The sequence below is a fragment of the Methylobacterium aquaticum genome (assembly GCF_016804325.1).
GTDB lineage: Bacteria > Pseudomonadota > Alphaproteobacteria > Rhizobiales > Beijerinckiaceae > Methylobacterium > Methylobacterium aquaticum_C.
In genome coordinates this window covers 1,075,159-1,099,384 of sequence record NZ_CP043627.1, presented here as the reverse complement: position 1 = coordinate 1,099,384, position 24,226 = coordinate 1,075,159, and the positions used below count along the sequence as shown (strand labels likewise).

The 24,226-nt window shown below is 70.5% G+C and carries 19 protein-coding genes, 3 tRNA genes and 1 pseudogene; 11 read left to right on the top strand and 12 right to left on the bottom strand.

What is annotated here, in order from left to right:
- Positions 1–13 precede the first annotated feature (13 nt).
- Entirely contained in the window at positions 14–658 is a 645-nt protein-coding gene (locus tag F1D61_RS04825) for a ubiquinol-cytochrome c reductase iron-sulfur subunit (protein WP_203156740.1), read from the bottom strand.
- A 638-nt stretch (positions 659–1,296) separates the two neighbouring features.
- On the opposite strand from F1D61_RS04825, the gene F1D61_RS04820 reads away from it, so the two are divergent.
- Together F1D61_RS04820 and F1D61_RS04815 are read left to right on the top strand one after the other, a co-directional pair.
- A complete protein-coding gene (locus F1D61_RS04820; RefSeq protein ID WP_203156739.1) occupies positions 1,297–1,647 on the top strand; it encodes a hypothetical protein in 351 nt (116 codons plus the stop codon).
- A gap of 166 nt (positions 1,648–1,813) precedes the next feature.
- Positions 1,814–2,752: an AEC family transporter gene (locus tag F1D61_RS04815; protein ID WP_203156738.1), complete on the top strand. Its 939-nt coding sequence runs from the start codon at positions 1,814–1,816 to the stop codon at positions 2,750–2,752.
- Here the strand turns inward: F1D61_RS04815 and rpoH are convergent.
- On the bottom strand, positions 2,749–3,639 hold the full coding sequence (gene rpoH, locus F1D61_RS04810; RefSeq protein WP_203156737.1) for an RNA polymerase sigma factor RpoH: 891 nt from the start codon (positions 3,637–3,639) through the stop codon (positions 2,749–2,751). The genes F1D61_RS04815 and rpoH overlap by 4 nt on opposite strands.
- A gap of 259 nt (positions 3,640–3,898) precedes the next feature.
- Positions 3,899–4,887 (bottom strand): annotated as a pseudogene (locus F1D61_RS04805) (RluA family pseudouridine synthase).
- Positions 4,888–5,003: 116 nt separating this feature from the next.
- Between F1D61_RS04805 and F1D61_RS04800 the strand changes: the two are divergent.
- A tRNA-Glu gene (locus F1D61_RS04800) sits at positions 5,004–5,079 on the top strand.
- 113 nt (positions 5,080–5,192) lie between these two features.
- Here the strand turns inward: F1D61_RS04800 and F1D61_RS04795 are convergent.
- From F1D61_RS04795 to F1D61_RS04785, 3 genes are all read right to left on the bottom strand, one after another.
- The gene (locus F1D61_RS04795) at positions 5,193–7,553 is read right to left on the bottom strand and encodes a bifunctional diguanylate cyclase/phosphodiesterase (protein WP_203156736.1); all 2,361 of its coding nucleotides are present in this window, start codon (positions 7,551–7,553) and stop codon (positions 5,193–5,195) included.
- 224 nt (positions 7,554–7,777) lie between these two features.
- Complete coding sequence (locus F1D61_RS04790) at positions 7,778–8,455, bottom strand: aldolase (RefSeq protein ID WP_203158928.1); 678 nt, start codon at positions 8,453–8,455, stop codon at positions 7,778–7,780.
- Between the two features lie 5 nt (positions 8,456–8,460).
- Positions 8,461–9,504: a LacI family DNA-binding transcriptional regulator gene (locus F1D61_RS04785; RefSeq protein ID WP_203156735.1), complete on the bottom strand. Its 1,044-nt coding sequence runs from the start codon at positions 9,502–9,504 to the stop codon at positions 8,461–8,463.
- 194 nt (positions 9,505–9,698) lie between these two features.
- Here F1D61_RS04785 and ltnD point away from each other — a divergent pair, with 194 nt between their 5' ends.
- From ltnD to otnK, 3 genes are all read left to right on the top strand, one after another.
- Positions 9,699–10,619, top strand: coding sequence for an L-threonate dehydrogenase (gene ltnD / locus F1D61_RS04780; RefSeq protein ID WP_203156734.1), 921 nt, complete (start codon positions 9,699–9,701; stop codon positions 10,617–10,619).
- Positions 10,620–10,896: 277 nt separating this feature from the next.
- Positions 10,897–11,679, top strand: a complete 783-nt coding sequence (gene otnI / locus F1D61_RS04775; protein ID WP_203156733.1) for a 2-oxo-tetronate isomerase — start codon at positions 10,897–10,899, stop codon at positions 11,677–11,679.
- Positions 11,676–12,944, top strand: coding sequence for a 3-oxo-tetronate kinase (gene otnK / locus F1D61_RS04770; RefSeq protein WP_203156732.1), 1,269 nt, complete (start codon positions 11,676–11,678; stop codon positions 12,942–12,944). Before otnI ends, otnK begins: the two co-directional genes overlap by 4 nt.
- An 84-nt stretch (positions 12,945–13,028) precedes the next feature.
- Here the strand turns inward: otnK and F1D61_RS04765 are convergent.
- Positions 13,029–13,104, bottom strand: a tRNA-Ile gene (locus tag F1D61_RS04765).
- A 141-nt stretch (positions 13,105–13,245) separates the two neighbouring features.
- On the opposite strand from F1D61_RS04765, the gene F1D61_RS04760 reads away from it, so the two are divergent.
- Both F1D61_RS04760 and F1D61_RS04755 read left to right on the top strand, forming a co-directional pair.
- Entirely contained in the window at positions 13,246–13,770 is a 525-nt protein-coding gene (locus F1D61_RS04760) for a hypothetical protein (protein ID WP_203156731.1), read from the top strand.
- An 11-nt stretch (positions 13,771–13,781) separates the two neighbouring features.
- Positions 13,782–14,366: a helix-turn-helix domain-containing protein gene (locus F1D61_RS04755; protein WP_203156730.1), complete on the top strand. Its 585-nt coding sequence runs from the start codon at positions 13,782–13,784 to the stop codon at positions 14,364–14,366.
- A 171-nt stretch (positions 14,367–14,537) separates the two neighbouring features.
- On the opposite strand, the gene F1D61_RS04750 is transcribed toward F1D61_RS04755, so the two are convergent.
- From F1D61_RS04750 to F1D61_RS04740, 3 genes are all read right to left on the bottom strand, one after another.
- Complete coding sequence (locus F1D61_RS04750) at positions 14,538–16,334, bottom strand: hypothetical protein (protein ID WP_203156729.1); 1,797 nt, start codon at positions 16,332–16,334, stop codon at positions 14,538–14,540.
- A 113-nt stretch (positions 16,335–16,447) separates the two neighbouring features.
- Positions 16,448–18,316, bottom strand: a complete 1,869-nt coding sequence (flgK, locus tag F1D61_RS04745) for a flagellar hook-associated protein FlgK (protein WP_203156728.1) — start codon at positions 18,314–18,316, stop codon at positions 16,448–16,450.
- A gap of 304 nt (positions 18,317–18,620) precedes the next feature.
- A complete protein-coding gene (locus F1D61_RS04740; RefSeq protein WP_203156727.1) occupies positions 18,621–19,994 on the bottom strand; it encodes a flagellar hook protein FlgE in 1,374 nt (457 codons plus the stop codon).
- A 225-nt stretch (positions 19,995–20,219) separates the two neighbouring features.
- On the opposite strand from F1D61_RS04740, the gene F1D61_RS04735 reads away from it, so the two are divergent.
- Both F1D61_RS04735 and F1D61_RS04730 read left to right on the top strand, forming a co-directional pair.
- A complete protein-coding gene (locus F1D61_RS04735; protein WP_203156726.1) occupies positions 20,220–20,690 on the top strand; it encodes a BLUF domain-containing protein in 471 nt (156 codons plus the stop codon).
- A gap of 145 nt (positions 20,691–20,835) precedes the next feature.
- Positions 20,836–21,288 carry a response regulator gene (locus F1D61_RS04730; protein ID WP_203156725.1) on the top strand — a complete coding sequence of 151 codons (453 nt, stop codon included), beginning with the start codon at positions 20,836–20,838 and terminating at the stop codon, positions 21,286–21,288.
- 46 nt (positions 21,289–21,334) lie between these two features.
- Here the strand turns inward: F1D61_RS04730 and F1D61_RS04725 are convergent, their stop codons facing one another.
- A complete protein-coding gene (locus F1D61_RS04725) occupies positions 21,335–22,948 on the bottom strand; it encodes a peptide chain release factor 3 (protein ID WP_203156724.1) in 1,614 nt (537 codons plus the stop codon).
- A gap of 160 nt (positions 22,949–23,108) precedes the next feature.
- Positions 23,109–23,864, bottom strand: a complete 756-nt coding sequence (locus F1D61_RS04720) for an SDR family oxidoreductase (RefSeq protein WP_203156723.1) — start codon at positions 23,862–23,864, stop codon at positions 23,109–23,111.
- Positions 23,865–24,032: 168 nt separating this feature from the next.
- Between F1D61_RS04720 and F1D61_RS04715 the strand changes: the two genes are divergently transcribed.
- Positions 24,033–24,107: transfer RNA gene (locus F1D61_RS04715), tRNA-Gln, on the top strand.
- Positions 24,108–24,226: the final 119 nt, after the last annotated feature.

Here is a 24,226-nt window from a genome sequence, read left to right as displayed (position 1 = left end):
ATTCGTGGGGTGCTTATTGCTGCGACGGCGCCGCGCCGAGAGTGCCGACGAAGGGACCTGCAACCGTCACCACGCCGTCGGTGACGGCGATCGGAAGCGCGGCGAGGCGGCGCGTAGCCGGACCGGTCAGGACGGTGCCGTTATCGGCCAGATCGAAGCGCGACCCATGGCAGGTGCAGACGACCGACCGCCCGTCCTCGTTGAGAAGAGTGATAGGGCACCCGTTATGAGTGCAGATCGCTGAATAAGCGACGATACCCTCGGCGGCCCGCGGCGCCGTGGCTGCGGCGAGATGGGACGGCTCGGTACGGATCAGCAGGATCTGGTTGACCCGTGAGCCGCTGCGAACCGTCTCGGTCACCGGATCGACGGGGTAGACCAACCTCGGAGGCTCGCCGACCTTGAGATCGGCCGCCATGACCTTCTTGTCTTTGTACTCGCCGCTGAGATAGGCGAAGGTGTCGCCGAGCTGCGGACGCATGCTCCGGGGATTCGCAGGCTTGGCGTCCGCCCCCCGGGGATTCGACTCTCCTGCGGCCAGCGCCGCGTCGTGAGGCGCGAGAAGCAGCGCAAGCCCGGCCGTGAGGAGGCTGCGGCGCGGCAACTCGGCGGCGACGCACCGGCACGGAGACGGTTCCTGCGTTTTCTCCTGATCCATGTTCTCTTTCTCTCTGCCGATGGGACTGGCCGTGGGGACGAGTGGAAAGTCAGGCATTCGGGCGCCCGGCGCCGTTCCGGGACTCCGCCGGAGCCCGGCCGCCCTTAGGGCTCCGCGTCGCGAGGCAGGGCCGCACGCGACCACCCTGCACGGTCCCAAGTGGAGACCGGACGGCGCAATGCAGCATGATCGTCCGAGCGAATTGTGCGATGCACAGGCACGCAGCGACGCCAAGTCGTCGCCGTACTTCTCCCCCCTGTTTGCGCCGATCGATGGTCACTCTCGGACCAATTTTCGATCAGCGTCGTCATGCGGCCGTCAGCATCGATGATTTTCGTCCTGAGACAACTGGAAATATCGCGATGACGGAGATGTTATCATAATAATTATAATATAATAATTTTATAAATCCTGCACGACATCGGCTCGATTTTCATTGCGCTTGAGGCTTTCGCCGGCCACGCTCATGCTCGCGCGGACAGCGCCGTCGGGAGAGGCCCTCGCTTCTCCTCAGCCTGCGACCCGCCTCTCACGGCACCGGTTCCCCCGAACGCGAGCGGGCCGAACGACATGCCGCCCCCAAATCATCCGGGACCCCGACCATGAAGCTTCGAATCGCGTCGTACGGCCTCGCCTTCATGCTCCCCGCCACGGCCCATGCGGTCGATTGGCAGCGGCACGACCTGCTCGGCGAAGCCGGCCGGCCCCTCGAAGTCTCGACCGCCGACGGCTCAGGCGAGACGCTGGCGGTCGGAGAAACCCCGGCCTTCTTCCAGCGCGTCACGGCCGACGGTACGGATTGCGAGGCCAAGGACGGCAAGACGGGCCGCATCCGGGTGGTCTGCACCGCGCCGCAGAGCCGGTCGGTCAGCGTCTATATCGGAAAGATCGTTGGTGCCGGGCAGTTCCTGATCCAGCAAATCGCGATCGATACCCGCATGCTCCCGGCGCCCGAACGGGTCGCGCATGTCAGGGACCGCGTGAGGTAAAACAGGACGTCGCCGTCCCGTGCATGGCCGCCGGCATCGAATCGACTGTCCGCGTACGGTCGCGCTGATTAAGCTGGAGCCCAGCACCACATACGCTTGCGCCCGCGCATGCGCCGCACCGCGCGGGCATCCCATCCGAAGGCCGCCCTCCGTTGACCCTCGCCCCATGACCGGCGCCATCCTCCTGGCCCTCCTGCCAGTCGTCCTCCTCACCGCCCTCGGCTTCACACTCCGTCGCCGCCGCTTCCTCGCCGAGAGCTTCTGGCCGCAGGCCGAGCGGCTGGGCTATTTCGTGCTGTTGCCGAGCCTCTTCTTCCACAGCCTCGCCACCGCGCATGTCGAGGCGGTGCCGGTCGGCGCGCTCGCCCTGACGCTGATCCTCTCGACCGTGATCGTGGCCGGTCTCGTGATCGCCCTGCGGCCGCTGATGCGGGTCGATGGCCCGGCCTTCACCTCGGTGTTCCAGGGCAGCGTGCGCTTCAACAACTATGTCGGCGTCACCCTCGCCGCGGGGCTGTTCGGCGCGCAAGGGATCGCGCTCGCGGCGATCTGCAACGCGGCGATCGTGCCGACGGTCAACATCCTGTGCGTACTGGTCTTCGCCCGCCACGGCGCGGCGCGGCTGACGCCGCGGGGGATCGCCAGGCAACTCGCCACCAATCCGCTGATCGTCTCGTCGCTGGGCGGGATGGCATTCCAGCTCCTCGGCTGGGGCATCCCGCCGGGCCTGGAGCCGGCGATGCGCACCCTCGGCGCGGCCTCCCTGCCGATCGGCCTCCTCTGCGTCGGGGCCGCGCTCGACTTCTCGGGCGCGCGGACCTGGCTCGGGCCGGTGGCTTCGGCCTCGGCGATGAAGTTCCTGGCGATGCCGGGGGCGACCGTGCTGATGGCGATGGCCCTCGGGCTGCACGGGCCGGCGCTCGCCACGGCCCTGCTGTTCCAGGTCCTGCCCACCGCCTCCTCGGCCTACCTCCTGGCGCGCCAGCTCGGCGGCGACGCACCGCTGATGGCGGGCATCACCGCGGTGCAGACCGTGCTGGCGCTGGCGGCGATGCCCCTGGTGCTGATCGGCCTGACGGCCCTCGGGGTCGTGCCGGGCTTTTAGGCCGGCACCCCCGTCCGCGGTGCCTCGCGGGTGGCGAGGTTGCGCTTGACCGCATCCTGCACCTTCTCGAAGGCCCGCACCTCGATCTGCCGCACCCGCTCGCGGGAGACGCCGAACTCGCTGGAGAGATCCTCCAGGGTGATCGGGTCGTCGGCCAGCCGCCTCGCCTCGAAGATCCGGCGCTCGCGCGGGTTGAGCACGCCGAGCGCGTCCTTGAGGGCGGCGAGGCGGTTCTGCCCTTCCTGCTCGCGGGCGAGCACGGTCTCCTGGGTCGGGCTGTCGTCGACGAGCCAGTCCTGCCACTCGCCCTCGCCCTCCTCGCGCAAGGGAGCGTTGAGCGACGCATCGCCGCCGAGGCGACGGTTCATGTCGATCACGTCCTGCTCGGGCACGCCGAGGCGGGTGGCGATCTGCTTGACCTGGTCGGGGCGCAGGTCGCCCTCGTCGAGGGCGGAGATGCGGCCCTTGGCCTTGCGCAGGTTGAAGAACAGCTTCTTCTGGTTCGCGGTCGTGCCCATCTTCACGAGCGACCACGAGCGCAGGATGTATTCTTGAATCGCCGCCTTGATCCACCACATCGCATAAGTGGCGAGGCGGAAGCCCTTGTCGGGGTCGAAGCGCTTGACGGCCTGCATCAGGCCGACATTGCCTTCCGACACCACCTCGCCGATCGGCAGGCCGTAGCCGCGATAGCCCATGGCGATCTTGGCCACGAGCCGCAGGTGGGAGGTCACGAGCCTGTGGGCGGCGTCGCGATCGCCATGTTCACGCCAGCTCTTGGCGAGCATGTACTCCTCCGTCGGCTCCAGCATCGGAAACCGGCGGATCTCGTCCAGGTAGCGCGACAGGCCCCCTTCGTTGGCGAGCACGGGAAGTGCAGCAGCCATTCCAACCTCCTGAATGCTCCCCGCGGTGACATGGGCGAGCGCGAACGACCTCCCGTTGGCCGGTCGTTCGATCTGCGATCCTAGCAGGGAGCGATCCGGCCCGGTAGCGACGGGTGTCGCCACCAACGCGTGAGGCGGCGTTTTGTGCTGCCGTGGCGGTTCGCCGCGTGCGGTGCCGCACTGCCCCGGGGTGAGCCGGCCCCGGCCGCCTCGTCAATGAGACGTCCGGGGCAGGTATTCTCATCCCGATGGGGCCCGCTCACGGCGTCAGGGCCGCGATCAGCCGGGCCATGTCGGGCGGCGGCGGGCTCTCGAACCGGAGGGCGTCGCCGGTGCGGGGATGGCGGAAGCCGAGAAGCGCCGCATGCAGGGCCTGGCGGCCGAGGTCGTCGAGGGCCTGGCGCGCCTCGGGGTCCAGGCGGTTGGCCTTGGTGCGGAAGGCCGCGCCGTAGGCCGCGTCCCCGAGCAGGGGGTGGCCGCGATGCGAGAGATGCACGCGGATCTGGTGGGTCCGCCCGGTCTCGAGCCGGCAGCGCACCAGGCCGACCGGCTCCTGCGTCCCCAGCTTGGCCTCGGTGCGGTAATGCGTGATCGCGTGGCGGCCGCGCCCCTCCCGCACCACGACGATCTTCTCCCGGTTGCGCTCCGAGCGGGCGAGCGCGGCATCGATCGTGCCGGTGGCGGGGTCGGGATAGCCCCAGACCAGCGCCAGATAGGCCCGCTCCAGGGGCCCGGTGCGGCCGTGATCGGCGAATTGCGCGGACAGGTCCTGGTGGGCGAGATCGGTCTTGGCCACCACCATCAGGCCGGTCGTGTCCTTGTCGAGGCGGTGGACGATGCCCGGCCGCGCGACCCCGCCGATGCCCGACAGGCTCGCCCCGCAATGGGCGAGCAGCGCGTTGACCAGCGTGCCGCTGTCGTTGCCCGCCCCCGGATGCACCACCAGCCCGCCGGCTTGTCGATCACGATCAGGTCGTCGTCCTCGTAGACGACGGCGAGGTCGCGGGCCTCCGGCTCCGGCTCGGCCGGGCGCGGCGGCGGCACCGTCACGGCGACGCGCCGGCCGGGCGCGACCTTGACCGACGGATCATCGATGGCGGCGTCCTCCAGGGTCACCTGCCCCTCGCGGATCAGCGCCTGCAACCGGCTGCGCGACAGATCCGGCCACAGCCGCGCCAACGCCCGGTCCAGCCGCTCGCTCCCCTCGCCCGGCGGGATCACGCCCTCCCGCAGCTCCGCCTCGCTCACACCGTCTCTCCTGCCGCCACGTCTCGATCGCCTCGTGCGAAAACCGAGCCGGGATACGATTTCGGGCTTGTGCCCGTCCAGGCCCGTGGCTATACAGCCGCCATCCCGCCCGGCAAGCTCCCATCGTCTAGCGGTCTAGGACGTCGCCCTCTCACGGCGAAAACAGGGGTTCGAGTCCCCTTGGGAGCGCCAGGGCCGGAAATTCATTACCGGCGTCATCGTAAGACATCACGGCTTTCGCCGCTTCACCGTAACGATCGGTCGCGATCGTCGCGTCGATGTTGCGTGGCGCGCCGTGCGGCGCCTTACGCCGCCGCCTCCAGCCCGCTGAGGAAGCCGAGGAACGCCGCCGCGGGCAGCGGCCGGCTCACGTGGTAGCCCTGCACCTGCCCGCAGCGTTCGGCCGCCACGAAGGCGTATTGCTCGGCGGTCTCGACCCCCTCCACCGTCGTCGCCATGCCGAGGCCCGCACCCATGGTGATGATCGCCCGCACGATCGCCGCGCTCTCCGCATCGTCCGGGAGCAGGCTGACGAAGGACCGGTCGATCTTGATCTTGGAGAAGGGGAAGCGCCGGAGATAGCTGAGCGACGAGTAGCCGGTGCCGAAATCGTCCATCGCGAGGCCGACGCCGATCCCCCGGAGCTTGGTCAGCATCGCCAGCGTGCGCTCCTCGCCGTCCAGAAGGACGCCCTCGGTGATCTCGAGTTCGAGGCGGCCGGCCTCCAGGCCCGTGGCCCGCAGGGTGTCGGCGACGGCCTGCGGCAGCCCGTCGTCGCGGAACTGCACCGGGGACAGGTTGACGGCGACCTTGATGTCCGACGGCCACGATGCGGCCTGAAGGCAGGCCGTATGCAGCACCCAGGCGCCGAGCGGCGCGATCAGGCCGGTTTCCTCGGCCAGCGGAATGAAATCGGCCGGGGACACCAGCCCCTGTTCCGGGTGACGCCAGCGGACCAGTGCCTCGGCCGCCGTCACAGCGCCGGTGCGGACGTCGACGAGGGGCTGGAAGTGCAGCTCGAACTCGCCCGCTCCCAGGGCCCGGCGAAGGTCGGCCTCCATCCGGCTGCGGGCTTGCATCCGCTCGGCCATGGCCGGCTCGAACACCCGGAAGGTTCCCTTGCCTTCCTCCTTGGCCTTGTAGAGGGCGAGATCGGCGTGGCGCAGCAGCTCCTCGGGCTCGACCGTGCCGGCGAAGGCCAGGGCGACGCCGACGCTGACCCCGACATGGACGAGCTGACCGTCGAGCAGGAAGGCCCGGTCGATCGCCTCGACGATGCGGGCGGCGACAGCCCGGGGATGCCCCGCCTCCGCGACCCCGAGCAGGAGGATGGCGAATTCGTCCCCGCCGAAGCGCGCCACGACGTCCGACTCGCCGACGACGGATCGCAGGCGGGCGGCGACCTTGGCCAGGAGGACGTCCCCCATCCCGTGCCCGAGGGTGTCGTTGACGAACTTGAACCGGTCGAGGTCGAGCATCAGCACGGCGAGGCCGGCCTGCGGCTCGCGCAGGGCGGCGGCGTGGTGCGCGAGCAGGTCGGCGAACCGCGCCCGGTTGGCGAGGCCCGTCACGGCGTCGGTGAAGGCGAGCGTGCGCAGCCGGGCCTCGGAACGCAGGCGCTCGCGCTGGTCGCGGAAGGCGACGACGGTCTGGCGCTTGTGGCCGATCGCGATGTCCTTGCGCAGGATACGCACGGGCACGCCCTGGCCGGCCGCGTCGACGAGCTCGGCGTCGCGCTCCTCCTGCTCCGGCAGGTCGGCGAGCAAGAGGCCCGGCAGGAGCCGGGCGAGGGGACAACCGGTCAGCTCCGCCTGGGACAGGCCCGACAGGAGCTCGAGACTCCGATTGGCGGTGGTGATCGCGCCGTCCTCGCAGACAGCGAGCCCTTCGAGGGCGAGGCTCGCCAGCTCCCGCAGGCGCTCCCGGTCCCGGCGGATCTGCGCCCGGGCGGCGAGGGTCATGCGCAGGCCGAGAACGGCGAGCATCAGGAGCCCGACCGAGACGGTCGCGATGATGGGGGCGATGGTCGCGGGGGCGATCGCGGTGTCGGGCAGCGGAACAAGCGGGTCGTAGGTCAGGCGGAGCGCCGCCATCCCGCCGAGATGCAGGACGGCGATCGCGCCGAGCAGCAGCGGGGCGGCGAAGCGGCGCAAGCCGCGGTTGCGCTCGCCGGCGGCGACCATCCCGAGACCCGCCAGGACGAGGCTCGCCGGGATGGAGGCCGCTACGAGGCCCGCATCCCACGCGACGTGCCCGGTCACGTGGTAGGAGGCCTGGCCGACATAGTGCAGGGCGGTGACGCCGAGACCCAGGATCACGCCGGCGGCGAAGCGGCGGAGGCGCCGGCGCTGGCCGAGGGCGAGCGCGACGCCCGCGCCGATGCCCCCGATGACGAGCAGGAGGGAGAGCGCGGTCAGGACCGGCTCGAAGCCGGCCTCCATGCCGGGCTCGAAGGCCAGGAGAGCGATCATGTGCGTCGCCCAGGCGGTGCAGCCGGAGGCGACGATGCTGGCGAGCGCCCAGTGACGCCGCGCAGGCCCCTCCGACCGGGCGGCATGCGAGGCGATCGCCGAGGCCGCGTAGACGCCGATCGCACAGACGAATGCGGCGAGGACCAGGATTTTTCCGTCATGCTCCTGCATGACGCATGTCAGGATTGCCTGCATTCGCGACCTCTCCGTTCCCGAGAGAGGCCGAAGATCTTACTATCGGCCGAAGATGGATGCGCCATCCCCACCGGAAATCAAAGGGAGATATCTTTTTTCCCCGACCATTGATCTCCATCAAGGCCGGTCCCCGGGCGCCCTCCCGACACGATGGCCGCGCCGGATGGGACCGAGCGTGCCCGGCGCGGGCCCGAGCCGACACGGCTCCCCGCCCGATGCGGCCCTCAATGCCCGTGCTCGTGCCCGTGATCCGGCAGCGTCAGCCCGAAATGGCTCACCAGATCCTGCACCTGCGCCGGGGTCAGATGGCGCGGGTTGAGGTTGCGCAGCAGCAGGTAGAGCTTGGCGGTCTCCTCCAGCTCCTCGGTGGCGAAGACCGCGGCTTCCAGGGTGTCGCCGGCGACCACGGGCCCGTGATTGGCGAGCAGCACCGAGGAATACTGCCCGGCCAGGCTCCGGATCGCATCCGCCACCGCCGGATCGCCGGGGCGGAAATACGGCACCAGCGCCACCGCGCCGGCCCGCATCAGGCTGTAGGGGGTGAGCGGCGGCAGCACCGCGCGGGGGTCGATCTCGGGCAGCATCGAGACCGCGACGGCGTGGGTGGAATGGAGATGCACGATCGCCCGCGCCGAGGCCCGGCTGTCGTAGAGCGCGCCGTGGAGCGGGATCTCCTTGGTCGGCTTGTCGCCCGACAGGAGCCGCCCGTCACGGTCGAGGCGCGAGATCCGCGCGGGGTCGAGGAAGCCCAGCGACGCGTTGGTCGGCGTCACCAGCCAGCCGCCGTCGTCGAGGCGCAGCGAGATGTTGCCGGACGAGCCCGGCGTCAGGCCGCGCTCGAACAGCGAGCGCCCGAAGCGGCAGATCGCCTCGCGCAAGGAGGATTCGCTCGATCCCGACACATCCGTCACGCGGTCGCTCCCTCGATCAGTTCGAAGCCCAGATCCACCACCGTCGACGGCCCGCCCGCGCAGAGGAGCCGGGCCGCCGTGGCGCCGGCCTCGACCCGCGGGGTGCGGATGGTGGCGAGCGGCTGGGGCATCAGCCGGCCGACATCGAGGCCGTTATAGCCGAACAGGGCCAGCCGCTCCGGCACCGCGAGGCCGTGGGCGAGGCAGTGGAAATAGCCGCCGAGCGCCATGTCGTCGTTCGAGAAATAGGCCGCGTCGAGATCCGGCACCCGGGCGAGCAGGGTCTCGAGCCCGTGCCGGCCGGCCTCGACCGAGGACGGGCTCGCCACCCGCTCCTCGCCGGCAAGCGCGAGCCCGGTTTCGCCCAAGGCCTCGCGGAAGCCCGCGTAGCGCTTGGCGGCGCGTTTGTCCCGGGTGAGGTCGTGGCCGATATAGCCGATGCGGCGGTAGCCGCGGCCCGCGAGGTGGCGGGCGCTCGCCGCGCCGGCGGCGCGGTTGGAATAGCCGACCACGATGTCGAGGCCCGGCCCGTCGGTGTCGAGGAGCTCGGCCACCCGCACGCCGCTGGCGACGAGCCGGCGCCGCGTGCCCGGATTGTGCTCGAGCCCGGTGACGATCAGCCCGGCCGGGCGCCAGCTCAGGAGCGAGCCGACCACCGCCTCCTCCCGGTCCTGGTCGTAATCGGTGACGGCGATGACCGACTGGAACCCCTCCTGGTCGAGGGCCGCGGTCGCGCCGCGCAGGAGATCCGGAAAGACGATATTGGTGAGCGACGGGATCACGATGCCGATCAGCCGCGAGCCGGTGGAGGCGAGCGTCCCGGCGATGCGGTTCGGCACGTAGCCGAGGCGCGCCACCGCCTCCTCGACCCGGGCCCGGGTCTTCTCCGAGAACGAGCCGTGGCTGCGCAGGACCCGCGACACCGTGCTCTCGCCGACCCGCGCCTCGCGGGCGACGTCCGCCAGGGTGATCGGGCGCCGGGCGCCGTCCTGCAGACCCTCGTCCTCGGCCGCGAAGACCTCGTTGCCCCCCTCGTCCATCCGCCCTCCCATCCCCCACCCGGCACCTTGTCACGGAGGCTCGGGAGCGCCACGATGTCATGGTTCCCCGGCCGGCTCAATCGGTCCTTGAATCGGATTGGCAGCGCTGCCAATTCAATGTTAGAGCGGGGATCGCGGCGCGGCGTCAGACCGCGTGACAGTGGGGCCGGTGCCGGCCCGCAGGGAGGACACGCATGACCGACACACCCGCCCGCGTCGCGGTGATCGGCCTCGGCTCGATGGGCTACGGCATGGCGCAGGCCCTGCGCCGGGCCGGCCTCGACGTCGCCGGCAGCGACGTCATGCCCGACAACGTGGCGCGCTTCGTCGCCGAGGGCGGACGGGGCGCCGCGAGCCCGGCGGCGGCCGTGGCCGAGGCGGGAATCGTGGTCTGCGTCGTCGTCAACGCGGCCCAGACCGAGACAGTGCTGTTCGGCCCGGACGGGGTCGCCGCGGCGATGCCCGAGGGATCCGTCTTCGTCTCCTGCGCCACCATGGACCCGGAGATCGCCCGCCGCCTCGCCAGCCAGCTCGAGGCCACCGGCCGCCACTATCTCGACGCGCCGATCAGCGGCGGCGCCCAGCGCGCCGCCCAGGGTGAACTGACGATCCTGGCCTCGGGCAGCGCCGCCGCCTTCTCCCGGGCGAAACCGGCCCTCGACGCCATGGCGGCCAAGCTCTACGAGCTCGGCGATGCCGCCGGCCAGGGCGCGGCCTTCAAGATGATCAACCAGCTCCTCGCCGGCGTCCACATCGCCGCGGCGAGCGAGGCGATGGCCTTCGCCGCCCGCCAGGGCCTCGATCTGCGCAAGGTCTACGAGGTCATCACGGCATCCGCCGGCAATTCCTGGATGTTCGAGAACCGGATGCCGCACGTGCTCGACGGCGATTATTCGCCGCGCAGCGCGGTCGACATCTTCGTCAAGGATCTGGGCATCGTGCAGGACATGGCGCGGACCCAGAAATTCCCGGTGCCGGTGGCGGCGGCCGCCCTCCAGATGTTCCTGATGGCCTCCGGCGCCGGCATGGGCCGCGACGACGACGCCTCGGTGGCGCGGATCTACGCCCAGGTGACTGGAACGGCGCTGCCGGACGGGACGGGATCGGCGTCCTAATTGTCACCCGACTGAATTGAAATCCTCCGGGTCATCCCGAGGCTCGCCGACGTCGAGAACCCGGGATCCATCACCGCCGAGGCGTCTTGAAAGAGCGGACAGCGCTCCGCTTCATCCTGCATCGTCGGCGGTCATGGATCCCGGGTTCCGCGACGCGGCCCCGGGATGACACGGAGGGTGAGGCCATGCGAGCGCCCGGTCGGCCACCCCGGATCGTCGATCAGGCTCAAGCCCGCCAGGGCATCGGCGCAGGGACGCCGCTCAAGGGAGAACCTTCATGCCGCGCTTTGCCGCGAACCTGACCCTGATGTTCACCGAAGTCCCGTTCCTCGATCGCTTCGCGCAGGCCGCGGAGGCCGGGTTCGAGGCGGTCGAGTTCCTGTTCCCCTACGACCACCCGCCCGAGGCGATCGGCGAGCGCCTGAAGACCCACGGCCTGACCCAGGCCCTGTTCAACCTGCCCCCGGGCGACTGGGCGGCGGGCGAGCGCGGCCTCGCCGCCCTCCCCGACCGGTTCGAGGAACTGAAGGCCGGCGTCGAGACGGCGTTGACTTACGCCCGCGCGACGGGGGTGAAGCGCCTGCACCTGATGGCCGGCATGGCCGACCGGAGCGACCGCCAGGCGCAGGCATCCTATCGCCGCGCCGTCGCCTGGACGGCGGAGCGCTTGGGGAAGGAAGACCTCGACCTCGTCCTCGAGCCGATCAACGCCCGCAACATGCCGGGCTACTTCCTCAACGATTTCGGTTACGCCGCCGACCTGATCCGCGACTTGGGCCTGCCGAACCTGAAGCTGCAGTTCGATCTCTACCATTGCCAGATCCTGCACGGCGACGTGACGATGCGCCTGCGTGCCCTGATGCCGATGATCGGCCACGTCCAGACCGCGAGCGTGCCCGAGCGGCACGAGCCGGGCAGCGGCGAGATGAACGACGCCTTCCTGTTCGCCGAGCTCGACCGGCTCGGCTATGACGGCTTCATCGGCTGCGAGTACAACCCGCGGGCGGGCACCCGCGAGGGCTTGGGCTGGTTCGACGCCTACAAGGGAGCACGGGCATGACCCTGGCACTGGGTTGCATCGCCGACGACTATACCGGCGCCTCCGACCTCGCCAACACCCTGACCAAGGCGGGCCTGCGCACGGTCCAGACCATCGGGGTGCCGGCGGACGACCTCGCCCTGCCCGAGGTCGATGCCGTGGTGGTCTCGCTCAAGAGCCGGTCGATCCCCGCCGACGAGGCGGTGGCGCGCTCGCGCGAGGCCGCCGCGTGGCTGAACGCCCGGGGCGCCGGCCATCTGATGTTCAAGGTCTGCTCGACCTTCGATTCGACCGATGCCGGCAATATCGGCCCGGTCACCGACGCGCTGCGGACGGATGCCGGCGAGGCGATCGCGCTGGTCACCCCGGCCTTCCCGGAGACGGCGCGCACGGTCTATCTCGGCCATCTCTTCGTCGGCGCGGTGCCGCTGGCCGAGAGCCCGCTCAAGGACCATCCCCTCAACCCGATGCGGGATTCGAACCTCGTGCGGGTGCTGGCGCGCCAGAGCCGGGCGGGGGTCGGGCTGGTCGACCTCGCGGCGGTGGCGCAGGGCGCCGACGCGGTGATCGCCCGCCTCGACGCACTGGCGAAGGAGGGCAAGGGTGCGGCCATCGCCGATGCCGTGCTCGACCGCGACCTCGCGGTTCTGGGCGCCGCGGCGCTGACCCGGAAGGTCTCGACCGGCGCCTCGGGCCTCGGCCTCGGGCTGGCCCGCGCCCTCGTGGCGGCGGGTCGCGTGGCCTCCGCCGCTGCGGAGGCCGATCTCGGCGGCCCGATCGGCGGCCCGGCGGCCTGCCTCGCCGGCAGCTGCTCGCAGGCGACGCTCGGGCAGATCGCCCGGGCCGAGGCGGCGATGCCGGTGCGCCGCCTCGATCCCGCGCGCCTGCTGTCCGGCGAGGACGAGGCCGGCGCCGCGCTCGCCTGGGCGCTGGAGCGGATCGGCGCCGGTCCGGTGCTGATCGCCAGCAGCGCCGGTCCGGAGGACGTGGCGGCGGTCCAGGCCCAGCATGGCCGCGACGCGGCCGGCCACGCCATCGAGGCCGCGATGGCACGGATCGCCGAGGGTCTGGTGGCCCACGGCGTGCGCCGCCTGGTGGTGGCGGGCGGCGAGACCTCCGGCGCCGTGGTCGACCGCCTCGGCCTGCCGGCCTTCCGCGTCGGCCCCGAGATCGCCGCCGGCGTCCCGGTCCTGCGCACCACAGACCGGGACATGTGGCTGGCGCTCAAGTCGGGCAATTTCGGCGGGCCTGACTTCTTCGCCGACGCATTGCGGCTGATGCCGTAGATGTCGGATCGACCCGGCCGGGCTCGTGCCGGTCGGGTCGCCCGTCGCGGCGTCCGCCTACGCCACTCGTTTTATTGAAATGGTTGGTGGGCCCGGTAGGACTCGAACCTACAACCAGACCGTTATGAGCGGTCGGCTCTAACCATTGAGCTACAGGCCCTCGGCTTTTGTCTGCAACAACGTGACGCCTATACTCTGCTTGGGCAAGAGGTCCGGCGATGGAAATGGCGACAGAAACCTCGCTCGTCGTAACCGGGCTCGGCGTTTCCGGCAAGCCCCTTCAGCGCCCGGTCGAGGTCGCATGTCCCGCATCGCGACGGAACGGCGTTGCCTTGGGCTCAACCTTGCATCGCGCGATCCTTTGGCCCTAAAGGCAACGACCGATAGACTGGCCGAGCGATCGATGTCCGAAACGAGAGCCGTGGGCCGCCGAGCGATGCGCCTGCAATTCTCGACCGACGTGGCGACACGGGCCGGTCAGTGCGGCTTCGAGGCGTATCACGATCTCTATGCGACGGCGGCCGATGCGGTGAGGCTGGACGAGTCCTTCGCGGTCGCGGTCACCGCCGAGCGCCTCGGCGGCATGATCCTGTTCGACCGACAGATGCGGGGCATCGCGCATGTGCGCCCGCATCGGCGGGTTCAGCGCAACGGCTTCGACCATTTCACGGCACAGATCGTCCTCGACGGAAACCTGGCGGTCGGTACGCCGGAAGGCAGCCGGATCGCCGGGCCGGGCGAATGTGCCCTCATCGACATGAGCCGGCCCATGGAGACGCGGGCAAGCCGGGCCCGCGTCATGACGCTGTCTGCCCCCGCGACGTGATCGAGGCGGCCGTGCCCGAGCCTGGGCGGCTGCACGGCGTGGTCCTGCCGCAGGACCGCGCATGCCTGCTCACCGGGTTCCTGCGCGCGGTGCTCGACGAGATGCCTCGCTACGGCGTGGGCGAGCGCCAGCGCCTGGAGCGTGTGACCGCGGAACTCCTCGCCTTGGCCCTGGCGGGCCACGCCCCACCATCGGCGCAGGCGGTGCGGATGGCCGGCGCGGCGGCCTGCCGCCGCCGGGCACGCCTCTACATCGACGCGCATCCGGGAACGACGCCGGACGACCTGGCGCGGGCCATTGGCGTGTCGCGCTCAGCGCTCTACCGGGCCTTCGAGCCGAGCGGCGGCGTCGCCCGCGTGATCCGCTCCCGCCGGCTCGCTCGCTTGCGGGCCCTGCTGGCGGAGCCGGACCGGGTCGGTCGGATCGCCGATCTCTCCCGGGCCTGCGGCTTCTCGAGCGAATCCGATTGCGGCCGCGCCTTCAAGGCGGCCTACGGCCTGTCGCTGAGCGACTACCGCCGCCTCGGAGGGGCCGTGGACAGTCCTGTTCCCGCCTCGCCGCAAGGCCTCGCCGACTGGTGGAACGATCTGCGCTGATCGCAGGCTTCGGGTGGCGTCGGCGAGCCCGAGGCCTCGGATGTCTGGGCGCGGTGTCGAAAATTCGAGATGACCCACGGGATCGCTTCACGGCCCCGTCGATCCCGGGCATGCCCGAGATCGACTCGATGCGGCGGCGTCTCGGGCCCGCTGCATCTTTGACTCTCGGCCTTACAGGTAGCTCGTCAGCGTCAGCTTCGAGAGCATCGAGGTCGCCTGGTAGCTCGCCTGCAACTGCGTCTGCAGGGTGAGGAGCTTGGCCGCCGCCTCCTCGGTCGTGACCGATTCGACGCCGTCGACCGTCTTCTGCAGCACCGCCTTGGTGGCGGTGTTCTGGCTCTTCTGGGTGGCGATCTGGGCCGAGGCGAGGCTCAGCTCAGAGCCGATGCCCTCGACCGAGGGCTGTCCGTCGCCGGGCTTGAACAGGGTCTGGAGTCGGCCGGAATAGGCGTCGAAGCGGCGGCCGTCGGCGTCGGTGTCGTCGAAGGACGTGGTGGCGAGGACGGCCAGCCCGCTCAGCGTCTTGCGGAACGGCGCCTCGTTGGCCTGGACGCCGATCGCCACGGACTGGTCGCGGGAGACCGGCACGGTCGCGGTCCCGCGCGGGTCGGCGGAGGTGTCGTCGCCCTTGTACCAGATCAGGGTGCGCCCGCTCGGATCGGCGACGTAGGCGGTGGCGTTGCCGGCCGTGTCCGTCGCGACCCGGCGCGGGCTCAGGCCCGGCGAGGAGGAGCCGGCGAAGAAGTCGCCCGCCGCCCGTGTGGCGGAACTCGCGGCGAGGTCGGTCCTGGCGGAGGCGTCGAGCGCCGTCGCCAGCGCCGCCTGGAGGTTCTTGGCGGTGTCGGCCGGGCTCGCGCCGATCGCGAAGGTGCCGGCGGCCTTGTCGTCCGCGGCGGCCTTCAGGGTCAGGGTCCGGCTGGTGCCGTCGCGAAGACCGAGCGTGATCTGCACGCTGTCGCCGGCCTTGAGACCCGCCCCCACCGTCACGGTCGCGGAGGCCGGATTGCCCCCCGACAGAGCCGCCGTCGCGCCGGGCGGGCTCGCGCTCTGCACGCCGGTGACGGTCCTGCCGGCGAGCGCCGCGGTGAGGTTCTGGGCGCTCGCCGCCGCGTCGGCGCCGATCGCGAAGGTGCCCTCCCCGCCGCTCCCCGCCGCCCGGGCGGTGAGGTCGACGAAGGCCTCGCTGCCGTCCGCGTTGCGCACGCTCACCCGCACGATGTCGCCGTCCTTCGGCTGGGAGGCGAAGGACAGGGTGGCGCTCGCAGGCGCCCCGGGCTGGAGCGCGACCGAGAGGCCGGCCGGGTTCGAGCTGACGGCGCCGGCGATGGTGAAGCCGAAATTCGTCCGCACGCCGAGGGATTGGCTCTCCGACAGGCTCACGCTCGCGCCCGAGCCCGAGAGGTCGAGCCGCCCGGTCTTCGGCGAACCGGTGCCGAGATCGGCGGCCTGGCGCTCGGCGATGACCTGGCGCACGCCGTCGAGGCCGGCGGCGGGGTCGCCGTCGAGGATCCGGGCGGCGCTCTCCACCGGGGCCCGGTCGGTGACCCGGCCGCCCATGATGTACTGGCCGCCGGTGCTCTGGTTGAGGGCGTCGAGGGTGCCGCCGAGCTGGCCCGCCGCGATCTGCTGCATCGTCGAGCGGGCGGTGGTGCCGGTGCCGGTCCGGGCGCTGACGAGGCTGCTCCAGGTATTCGAGCCCAGGGTCGCGATCTGCTGCACGCTCGCCGAGGCGAGCGAGACCCGGGTCGCGCCGGTGCCCGCCGCCGCGATGTAGCTGTCGAGCGCGCTGATCTGGGCATGCGCCGCCAGGCTTTGGGTCCGGCCGGTGCCCAAGCCCCCATAGGTGTCGGCGGTGCGCCCGCTGCCGATCTGGTTCGAGATCGTGCCGAGCGACGCCTTCATGGCGACGAGGCGCTGGGTGTTGAGGTCGGCGGCGGCGGTGCCGGCCGCGAAGGGGGCGATCGTCATCGCGGGCGTCCTCTCAAGGCATTCTCGACGAAGTGGATAAGGGTTCGTCGCAGAAAATGCGGCAAACCAACAACTTAGATCGGTGTCCGATCGCCTTGCGATCCGGCACCGATCTAGATGCGGAGGAGAGTGTCGAGCATGTCGCGGGCCGCCGTCAGCACCCGCGCATTGGCGCCGTACGCGGTCTGGAGCTGGATCAGCCGGGACATCTCCTCGTCCACGCTGACGCCGGATTCCTTGCCGAAGCGGCTCTGGGCCGAGGACAGGGCGATCTGCTGCCCCTCGTCGAGCTGCTGCGCCTCGGCGCTGGCCGCGCCCCGTGCATCGACGACCGACTGGGCGAAGCCGGTGACGGTGGTGAAGCGCGGCGCGCTGACGCCGCCGATGCCGCTCGCTGCCGAGAAGGTCAGGGTGCGGTTGGTCAGCGCATTGGTGAGGGTTTGCGGCCGTGCCGTGTCGCCCGAGGCGGTGGTGGCGGCGTAGTTCACCAGGGTGGAGGAATCGGCCGCGACCGCCGGGTTGAACGCGAGGCGCTGGGCGTAGCCCGTCAGATGCGAGCCGCCCTCGAACGAGCCGGTGAACACGCCGCCGGTCCCGCCATCGACGAACAGGGCGAGCTGGCCGCTGCCGGTCCTGGTATCCGCGGCGCTCTTCGGCACGGTGACGGAGGCGCCGGCGCCGGTGAGCGCGAGGGCGGCCGGATCCGACAGGATCCGCACCGAACCGGCGGCACCGCCGGGCGTCGCCGACACGGTGAAGCCGGTGCCGAGCACGGCGCCGATCCGCTGAGCGAGCGTCGAATCCCCGCCCGAGATGTCGACCGGCACCACCAGGGCGGTCGGGTCGTCGGTCAGCTTGGGATCGATCGGATCGGGCGCCGCGCCGTTCGTCGGCATCAGGATCAGGTTGCGCCCCACTCCTCCTGCGTTGCGCACGCCGATCGTCACGGCGTTGCCGGCCTGGAGCCCGGTGAGGTCGATGTCGAAGCCGGTGAGCCCGTTGGCGGATGCCGCCGTGCCGGTCGCCGGGCGGTCACTCAAGGCCCGCGACAGGCCGGAGGCGAGGTCGTCGAGCTGGCGCTGCGCCTGGACCAGGGTGTCGTCGCGCAACGAGACCGCGGCGGCGATCGAGCCGGAGCGGATCGCCCCCGTCGCGACGAGGTCGATCTTCGCGCCGGCCGGCGTCGTCGCCGTCACGGTGCCGACGCCGCGGGTGGCCGGATCGGCCGAATATTGCGCCTCGGGGCTCAAGGTCCCGCGGCCGTCGAAGGCGAGGCTCGCCGCCGCACCGTGATCGACCAGCGTCGCGCCCGAGGCGGTGAGCAGGGTGACCGAGCCGTCGGGCTGGTCGCTCACCTGCACGTCGAGATACTGCGAGAGCGTGTTGATCGCCTGGTCGCGGCGGTCGAGGAGGTCGGCGGTGCCGGCATCGCTCTTCGGGGCCCCGGCGATCTTGCCGTTCAGCTCCGCGATCTGCGTGAGAAGCGTGCTCGCCGAGGCGACGTCGCCGCCGAGCTGCGATTCGAGGCCGCTGCGCAGGTCCTGCACGCCGCGCGCGATGCCCGAGATCGTGGTGGCGACGGTCCGGGCCGCGCTCACCGCGGTCGCCCGCGAGGCGGCGGAGGTCGGATCGGTCGTCAGCGCCTGGAGCGACTGGGTAAAATTGTTCATCACCCCGTCGAGGGCGCTGCCGCTGCCCGGGGTGCCGTAGAGCGCGTCGAGCTGGCCCTGCACCTTGGCCGACAGCCCGGTATAGGCCGCGCCCGCGGTCTCGAGGCGCAGCTGCTTCAGCGACACCGCGTCGAGGGTCCGGCTGATCGTCCCCGTGGCGACGCCGGAATTGCCGAGCGTCGACACCGAGGTCAGGGTGCGCTTGACGTAGCCGGCGGTGCCGGCATTGGCGACGTTCTGCGACACGAGGCCGATCGCCGCCTGCGTCACCTGCAGTCCGGCGGTCGAGGTGTTGAGGGCGTTGAGCGACATCGGTCGGATCCCGGGTGAGGGAGAGAGCCGGGCCGCGCCGCCGCGCCCCTTTTGGGACCGCGGCACGTGCCGGCATCTCGCGGGTGGACCGGAAGCGATCGGGCCGCCTTTTGCAGCCGACCGGGTCCGGGGGCGTTGGAACGCGAGGCTCCACCGCGATGGCGGAGCACGCATCGGCACGCCGACGCGCGATCCGCTCGTAGAGTCGCTTCGTTGCAGCCTTTTGCTGCGACGCCGGCGAGCACTTCGTCAGTATTCCGCCTTTTGCAGTATCTGATAAAGTGGATAACGAACCGTTACCAACCTAGCGAATGACGTTGATGAGATCCGACATCATCTGCTGGGCGGTCGACATCACCCGGGTGTTGGCCGAATAGGCCTGCTGGGTGACGATGAGCTTCGAGAACTCGCCGGCGGTATCGGTATTCGATTGCTCGACATTGCCGCCGACGATCGTGGTGCCGGAGAGACCGACCAGCGGCTCGCCGGATTCCGCCGTCTGGGCGTAGTTGCCGCCCGAGACCGCCTTGAGTGAATTGGGGGCGTTGAACCGCGCCACGCCGACCTGCGCCAGGGCCACGCTGTTGCCGTTGGAATAGGTGCCGGTGAGCTTGCCGTCGCTCGTCACCGCGAGGGAGTTGAGCGTGCCGGCGGCGTAGCCGTTCTGCTGCAGGGTGGTAGTGGTGACCTGGCCGCCGGCCGAGCCGTACTGGGTCAGGCCGCCGGTGCCGAGATTCAGCGCCACTGCCCCGAGATTGGTGCCGTTCACCGTGACGTTGGGGATGCTGAGGCTGGTGCCGGTCGGCGCGGTAAGCTGGCCGCTGCCGTTGAAGGTGAAGGCGGTGCCGGCATTCTGCCAGGTCGCCGGTGTGGTGCCGGTGGCGGTCTGGTTGGCGTAGTACAGGTTCCAGGTATCGCCGGTGCCGGCCGTCGCGTCGGCATTCGCGACCTTGGCCCAGCGCATCTGCAGGCTGACCGGGCTGCCGGTGCCGGAATAGGCCGTGAGTTCGCCGCCGGCGATGCTGGAACCGAGGAAGGCGGCCGAATCGGCGGCGGCCACTTTCGGAGCCGTCGCGGCGGTCCCTGAGAGCACCCGGGGATCGCCGCCCGGCAGCGTGCCGAGGAGCGCGTTGCCCGAGGTGGTGGTCGGGGTGCTCGGCAGGTTCGCCGCGTAGGCGATGCCCGTCGTGGGCTTGGCCGGCAGCGTGGTACCGGCAATCTTGATCGGCCCGGTGCCGGTCGCGGCGCCGCTCACCGGGTCGAGGCTCTGGCCCGTCAGGTAGGCGCCGGCGCCGTTGACGAGATAGCCGCTGCGGTCGACCGAGAAGTCGCCGCGGCGGGTATAGAGGTCGGAGCCCGAGAAGGTCGGCGTGCCGCCGGGCGTCCCGCCGGCGGTCCGCACGGTGAAGAAGCCGTCGCCGCTGAGCGCCATGTTGGTCGGGATGCCGGTCGCCGCCACCCCGCCCTGCAGGCTGTTGGTCAGCTGCGAGAAGGCCGCGACCCCGCCGGCGCTCTGCTGCTTGGCCGGCTGCTCGACCAGCATGTCGGCGAAGTCGGTGTCGATCCGCTTGTAGCCGACGGTCTGCGAGTTCGCGATATTCCCCGAAATGTTGCCCAAGCTGAAGGCCTGGGCCTGGAGACCCGAGACCGAAGTCTGCAACGCGCCGAAAAGGTCCATCTTTTCCACATCCCGTCCGGATCACTCGGCGGGACGATCCGCAAGCCGTGTGCCACAGCCCAAGCCATTGATTTCATTGGAGGGCCGACCATCGCGCGGCAAAACCCGCCGGGTGCCGCCCGGTCCTTCCGGCAAAAACTGCCGTCGGATCGACAGGACCGTGTTTACGCGGCGTTGAAGCTCTTGGCCTTAGCTGCCCTCCTGGACCGCGGTGGAACCAGGGATATGCGCCCGAGCAAGCGAAGCAGCCTCATTCACCTGATCTACTTCTCGCGCGCGCAGCTGTCCGCCGAGCCGAAGGAACGCGCTCGCCAAGTCAACGACATCGCCCGCCACGCGCAGAAGAAGAACGAGTTCTCGGTCATCACCAGCCTCCTGATCGTCGATCAGGGCTACTTCATCCAGATCCTCGAAGGGGAACGGATGTCGGTGCAGGACACGTTCCAGCGGATCAGCGGGGATATCCGCCATCGCGACGTCCACATCGTCGAGTGGCGCGAGATCGCCAAGCGCGAGTTCGTGACGTCGTTCGCGTATGTCCTGCGCACCGCAGCCAACGACGCCCTGTTCCAGAAGGCCAACCTGGCGCCGATGCTCCAGCGCGGGACCCCGAAGGCGAGCACGATCCACGCCCTCGCCCAGGCCCTCCAGGCCGACACCATGGCCAAGCAGGGCATCGACCACCTCTTCGTCTAGAAGGCGCCGACGCGGCGCCGCCCGGACCGTCCCCGTCGCAGGTTTCCATCGCGGGACCGTCGGCCCCGCTTGCGAAACCTGCTTAAGGGCTCGTCGGAACCCTCCCGCCGAGCCCTCTCAAACCTAACCCCGTTGGCTGGATCCGATGAGCGAAGCACCCCCGATCCTGATCGTCGACGACCAGGTCAAACTCGTCCGCCTGATTACCGAGCTGATGAACCGCCTCGGCTTCCCGGAGGTCGAAGGCGTGACCGACGGGCCGCAGGCACTCGAGGCGCTGCGCAGCAAGCGCTACGGCCTGGTGATCTCCGATCTCGACATGGAGCCGATGGACGGGATCCAGCTCCTGCGCGAGATCCGCTCCGACGACATGCTGATGAACATGCCGTTCATCCTCACCGAGACGTCGTTCAGCTTCGAGGACATCAACGTCGCGCACCTCGCCGGCGCCGACGCCTTCATCCTGAAGCCCTTCGACCTGTCGCTGCTGAAGACGAAGCTGAAGCAGGTGCTCAACGGCCGGCCACGCAAGCGCGAGACGCCGGTCAGCCCGATCTCGAGCCTCAACGTCGACTTCCCGATGCTCGGCAAGCTCTGAAGCCCCCGGCGCCGCCCCATCCCTGGGGCGGGCACCGGCCGGCCGGTCACGTCCGGCGCTTCTGGTAATCCTTGACGTCGGTGAAGCGGATCGCGGGCGCCCGCTCCTCCTCGTACTTGAGCGAGAATCCGGTGGTCGCCATGAAGACCGGCGCCCCGTCGAGATCGCTCGCCATGGAGGAACCGTGCGAGCCGACGAACTTGTCGAGCTCGGCCTGGTCCTCCGACTCGATCCAGCGGCAGATGGTGAAGCGGGTCGGCTCATAGTCGATCGGCAGGCCGTACTCGGCCTGGAGCCGCTCCTTCAGCACGTCGAGCTGCAGCGCACCCACCACGCCAACGATCGCGCTCGAGCCGTCCTGCGGCAGGAAGAGCTGCACCACCCCCTCCTCCGCCATCTGCTGCAGCGCCTCGCGCAGCTTCTTGGCCTTCATCGCGTCGGTGAGCTTGATCCGGCGCAGGAGCTCGGGGGCGAAGCTCGGCACGCCGCGGAAGACCAGCTCCTCGCCCTCGGTCAGGGTGTCGCCGATGCGCAAGGTGCCGTGGTTGGGGATGCCGACCACGTCGCCGGCATAGGCCTCGTCGGCGATGGCCCGGTCCTGGGCGAAGAAGAATTGCGGCGCAGAGAGAGAGATCGGCTTGCCGGTCCGCACGAGCTTCGCCTTCATGCCGCGGCTGAGCTTGCCGGAACAGACCCGCATGAAGGCGATGCGGTCCCGGTGGTTCGGGTCCATGTTCGCCTGGATCTTGAACACGAAGCCGGTCATCTTCGGCTCGGTCGGCGCGACCGCGCGGGTGTCGGCATCCTGGCCCCGGGGCGGCGGTGCTACGTCGGCGAGCCCGTCGATCAGGTCACGCACGCCGAAATTGCGCAAAGCCGAGCCGAAGAAGACCGGGGTCAGGTGACCCTCGCGGAAGGCGTCGAGGTCGAACGGCTTGCAGCCGCCCTCCGCCAGTTCCGCCTCCTCGCGCCAGGTCGCGGCGTCGCCGGCCTCCGGCAGCAGGGTGTCGAAGAGCGGGTCGTCGAGGCCCGACACCGGCACCGTGCCGGCATCGTCCGCGGCGTCGAGCCGACGCACCCGGCGGCGCAGGAGGTCGTAGGTGCCGGCAAAGCTCCGGCCGCGCCCGATCGGCCAGGTCACCGGCGCGACGTCGAGGGCGAGCGTCTTCTCGATCTCGTCGAGGAGGTCGAAGGGGTCGCGGGATTCGCGGTCGAGCTTGTTGACGAAGGTGACGATCGGGATGTCGCGCAGGCGGCAGACCTCGAACAGCTTGCGGGTGCGCGCCTCGATGCCCTTCGCCGCGTCGATCACCATCACGGCGGAATCGACCGCGGTCAGCGTCCGGTAGGTGTCCTCCGAGAAGTCCTCGTGGCCCGGCGTGTCGAGCAGGTTGAAGACGCAGTCGCCGTACTCGAAGGTCATCACCGAGGTGACGACCGAGATGCCGCGCTCCTTCTCGATGCCCATCCAGTCCGAGCGGGTCGAGACGCGGTTGCGCTTGGCCTTGACCTCGCCGGCGAGCTGGATCGCGCCGCCGAACAGGAGCAGCTTCTCGGTCAGCGTGGTCTTGCCGGCATCCGGGTGCGAGATGATCGCGAAGGTGCGGCGCCGGGCGACCGGATCGGCGGGGGCGCGCGGGGCGTCTGTCTGCATCAGCATGGGAGGTGTCTAGCCCGGACCCGGGTTTCTGTCTCGGGTCCGTCGGGGGCCCGGCATCGGCGAGGAAGGATATTCCCCAAAGGGGATGCGCGGGCACTCTCGTCGCCCGCGCCGCCTCTCTACCCCAAGCCGGCGCCCGAGGGCCAGAGGCCCTGCCCTGTCAGCCGCGGCCGATGAACGGCATCTTGGTGGCCATGACGGTCATGAACTGCACGTTGGCGTCCAGCGGCAGGCTCGCCATGTAGACCACCGCGTCGGCGACGTGCTTGGCGTCCATGGTCGGCTCCGGCCGCGTCGAGCCGTCGGGCTGGGGCACGCCGGCCTGCATCCGCACGGTCATGTCGGTGGCGGCGTTGCCGATATCGACCTGGCCGCAGGCGATGTCGTGGGCGCGCCCGTCCAGCGAGGTCGAGCGGGTGAGCCCGGTGATGGCGTGCTTGGTGGCGGTGTAGGGCGCCGAGAACGGCCGCGGCACGTGGGCCGAGATCGAGCCGTTGTTGATGATGCGCCCGCCGCGGGGCTGCTGCGTCTTCATCAGCCGGAACGCGCCTTGGGTGCACAGGAAGGCGCCCGTGAGGTTGGTGTCGACCACCGCCTTCCAGGTCGCGACGGGCAATTCGTCGAGCTCGACCGGCGGCGCGCCGATGCCGGCATTGTTGAATAGCACGTCGAGGCGCCCGAAGGTCTCCTCGACCCGGCGAAAGAGTTCGATCACCGAGGCCTCGTCGCCGATATCGGTCGGCTGCGCCAGCGCCCGCCGGCCCTTGGCCTCGATCTCGGCGGCCACCGCCTGCAGCGGCTCCGGCCGGCGCCCCGACAGCACCACGTCGTAGCCGGCATCGGCGAGCCCGAGCGCCACCGCGCGCCCCACCCCCGAGCCGGCCCCGGTCACCAGCGCGACCTTCTGCGTGCTCATCTCGCCTCTCCTCCCCTTCGTCGTTGATGATTGCGGCGCTTCGCACCGTTCGCAGGGCCCGGCATACACGAGCCCGAAAGCCCCTCCAACCGCCGCCCGCGCACCAAACGGCAACGCCCCCGGTTGCCAGCACCGCCCTACCCGGCTATGGAAGCGCCAGCCGCGCGTTGGGGCGTCGCCAAGCGGTAAGGCAGCGGTTTTTGGTACCGCCATTCCCAGGTTCGAATCCTGGCGCCCCAGCCATTTCCCATTTGTCAGCAGATACTTGCTGTGCAGGCATCGGCTGATGGGACGTGAGTTGCCGGCGCATGGCGGCCGGCCCCCTGTCAGCTCCGAGCGCCGGCTTGCCGCTTTTGCGGTTC